This window comes from Curtobacterium sp. B18 (assembly GCF_000333375.1).
Classification (GTDB): Bacteria; Actinomycetota; Actinomycetes; order Actinomycetales; family Microbacteriaceae; genus Curtobacterium.
On the sequence record NZ_BACZ01000522.1, the window covers coordinates 1 to 3,447 of the forward strand.

Annotated in this window: 3 protein-coding genes; all 3 read right to left on the bottom strand. The window is 72.6% G+C overall.

Annotated features, from left to right (window positions below):
* Window positions 1-839: 839 nt before the first annotated feature.
* Window positions 840-1,757, bottom strand: a complete 918-nt coding sequence (locus tag I5E_RS13855; RefSeq protein WP_022907511.1) for a phosphogluconate dehydrogenase C-terminal domain-containing protein — start codon at window positions 1,755-1,757, stop codon at window positions 840-842.
* Window positions 1,754-2,599, bottom strand: coding sequence for a sugar phosphate isomerase/epimerase family protein (locus I5E_RS13860; RefSeq protein ID WP_022907512.1), 846 nt, complete (start codon window positions 2,597-2,599; stop codon window positions 1,754-1,756). Before I5E_RS13860 ends, I5E_RS13855 begins: the two co-directional genes overlap by 4 nt.
* Window positions 2,596-3,447: triose-phosphate isomerase family protein (locus I5E_RS13865; RefSeq protein ID WP_022907513.1), on the bottom strand; the 852-nt coding region annotated here is incomplete at its 5' end. The genes I5E_RS13860 and I5E_RS13865, both read right to left, overlap by 4 nt.

A 3,447-nucleotide genomic window follows, 5' to 3' on the forward strand; every position in this document is an offset into this window, starting at 1 on the left:
CGGGTCCGACCACCGTGGTCANGCCGCCCCCGACCCTCCAGCTCCTGGCGTCGTCCGCCCCGGCAGCCGGCCGACCCGACGACGACGACCTGCCGGGCGGTGTCCCGATCCTCGTCGAACCCGTCTTCGGCGACCCCGACGTCGCCGCGGTGCTCGCCTCCGCCCGGCGGGACGCCCGTGGGGCCCCACTCGACGTCCGGTTCGTGACCGACGACCCGGACCTGCTGCGCCGGGCGATCGACGACGTGCTGGCGACCGGACCCGTGGTCCGCATCGGTGCCTTCGACCCGTCGTCGCACGTGACCACCGGGCCGCTGCAGCGTGCGCTCCGGGACGCCGCGGCGGCCCGGACCGGCCTCGAGGTCGTGGCCGGCACCCGCGCGCACTTCACCGAGCTCAACCGCACGATCGACCGCTTCGGCGACTGGGACGGCCCGCTGACGTTCAGCGTGACGCCGCAGATGCACGACCGCAGCCGTGCCCAGGTGACCGAGTCGGTCCGGATGCAGCGCTGGGTGGTGATGAGCGCCTCCAGGCTCGCCGCCGGCAGGCCGCTCCACGTCGGGCCGGTGACGCTCCGTCCGCGGTTCAACGCGGTGGCGACGTCACCGCGCCGGGTCGTGACCGACGCCTCGGTCGAAACCGGCTACGGGCCGCAGCTCGTGCCGGACGCGACGGATCCGCAGCAGCACTCCGCGGCCGCCGCCGCGTGGTTCGCGGCGGCGGTGCAGGCGCTCACGGTGCCGGGTGTCGCCTCGATCACGCTCGCCGAGGCGTGGGGACCACGAGGAACGCCCCGCCGGAAGGGGGTCGGCGGGGCGTTCCGGTCTCGGGGGTGATCAGCGCTTGACGGCGTCGATCTTGAGCATCTTCGCGATGACCGAGTCGAGCTCACTGTCGTCGAAGACCTGCTTCCAGTCCTCCTTGATGAGCTTCTCGCGGCCGTACCCCATCGCGATGTGGCAGGCGTCCGAGAACGGGTTCGAGCCGCGCAGGCCGTTCGTCAGGGCGATCCAGGTGTGGCCGTACAGCATGGCGCGGGCGGCCTCGCGGGGCACGCCGACGCCGGTGACGGTCTCCTCGAGCGCGTCGTTCAGGAAGTCGCCGATCATGCACGCGATGGTCTCGACGAGCGTCGGCTCGAGGACGGCGAGCTGCTTCACCGTGACCCAGTGCACCTGGATGACCGGCGCGTACATGGTCGTGATGACGGCCTCGGCGACGGCCTTGGCGGTGTCGCCCTCGTCACCGAGGGACTCCGAGGCGTCGAAGGCCGCGATGACCTCCTGCGGGGCGGCGATGCCCCCGAAGGTGTCGTCCCACTCCTCCTTGGTGGTGCGCTCGAGGAACACCGACGGGTGGCACGGGTGCGCGACGGCGTAGTGGATGTCGTCGCGCTTCGCGAGCAGCCCCGCGTAGGCGGCGGCCGGGTCGAGGGTCAGGATGCTGGCACCCGACTTCATGACCGGGACGAGCTGCTCGGAGATGCTGCCGAGCAGGACGTCCGGCACGGCGAGGATCAGGACGTCGGCGACCTTGGCGGCCTCCACGCTGTCGGTGATCGTCCGTCCGAGCGCCTCGATGCGCTCCTGCCCGGCGGGCGAGGCCTCGCTGTAGAGCGTCGTGTACTCGCTCTTCGCGAAGTTGTTCGAGACGCGGGTGCCCATCTTGCCGCCGGCACCGATCACGGCGACGGTGACGTCGGCCGTACCGGATCCGGCAGCGACGGTGTGGGTGGTGGTGACGGTGTCGGTCATGATTCCTTGCTCCTGATGTACTCGATGGTGTGTTCGGTCCACGCCGCCTCGATGCGGGTGGTGGTCTGTGCGGGCGTCTCGCCCGGGTGGGCCTCGGCGCCGGCGTGCGCGTCCTGCCACGGCAGCCAGAACTCGATGACGCGGTTGATCCCCCGTGTGTCCGGGTCGAGCGCGGTGTGGACGGCGTCGTGGTCGACGACCCCGGTGCCGATCGGGACGCCGGTGTACTGGAACCCGACCCACCCCGGCGACCGGGTGAACCCGGAGTCCTTGACGTGCCAGTTGACGACGTGCGGTGCGGTCATCGCGACGACGTCCGCGGGGTGTTCGAGCCGCGCGACGGTGTTCGCCGGGTCGAGGCAGATCCCGAGGTGGTCGGAGCCGATCGCCCGCACGACGGCGACGAGGTCCGGGGTGGCGACGACCTCGTAGGTCTCGAGCGCGAGGGTCACGCCGGAGGCCTCGTACGCGGGGAGGGCCTGGCGCAGTCGGCGCTCGGTCTCGAGCGCGTCGGGCTGGTCGTCGCCGCTCGTCCACATGCTCCGCACGAGGGTCGCGCCGAGCGCCTCGGCGACGTGGAGGTACCGCGCGAGGTGCGCGGGGTCCGTGCCGCGGGTGCCGACCTCGAGCGCGAGCCCGAGTTCGTCGGCCAGCGCCCGGATCGCCGCGAGTCGTTCGTCGGACGCGCTGTCGAGCGGCAGGTGGTCGCAGATCTGGAAGAGGTCGACGCCGTCGTGCGCTGCCGCGTCGCGCATCGCCTCGTCGAGCGACATCGGGTCCGGCACGCGGTCGGACATCCGCCAGAAGTACGCGTAGGTGGACAGGCCGAGCAGGGAGGTCATGCGCTCGCCCTCAGCTGTGCCGCCTCGTCGAGGATCGTCCGGATAGCCCCGGGGTCGTGCGCGAACCGGCCGAGGAACAGTCCGCCGATCCGACCCTGGCCACGGGTGAGGAGGCCCGGTCCGGCGCTGCCGCCGTAGATCGCGACGGAGCCGGCGAGGTCCGGTCGGGCAGCGAGGTGCTCCTCGATGCCGGCGAGGACCGCGACGATGTGCTCGTCGGGCGCGGGCGCCGGGGCGCCGATGGCCCACACGGGTTCGTACGCCGCGATGATCGGCCCGGCGAGACCGTCCGCGGTCGCGGTCGCCAGGAACCGGTCGAGCTGCGCGGTCACGTCCGCCACGGCGGTCTGACTGGAGGCAGGGCCCACGCCGGCCGGTGCCGACGCGTCGCGGAGCTTGCGGAGCGACGTGGCGGCCGAGCCGGTGGGGAGGGTGGTCTCCCCGACGCAGATCAGGGGTCGCAGGTGGTTGCGGAAGGCCGCGTGCACCTTCCCCGCGACCTCCTCGTCCGTCTCGTGGAACAGGGAACGCCGCTCGGCGTGCGCGATCTCGACGAGGTCGACACCGATCTCGCGCAGCTCCGCACCGGACACCTCGCCAGTGAAGGCGCCGCTGTCCGCCCAGGCCAGGTCCTGCGCGCCGAGCGTCACCGGGGCGTCGCCGATCACCGCGCGCACCGGCACGAGCGCGGGGAACGTCGGGACGACGAAGAGCTCGACGGCGCCGGACTGCACCGCGGGGTGGGTCCGGGCGATGTCGGCCACGGCGGCTGCCCACTCGAGCGTCCGGGCGTGGGAGAAGTACATCTTCAGCGACACCCCGATCGTGAGCGGGGCGGCTGCCGTGGA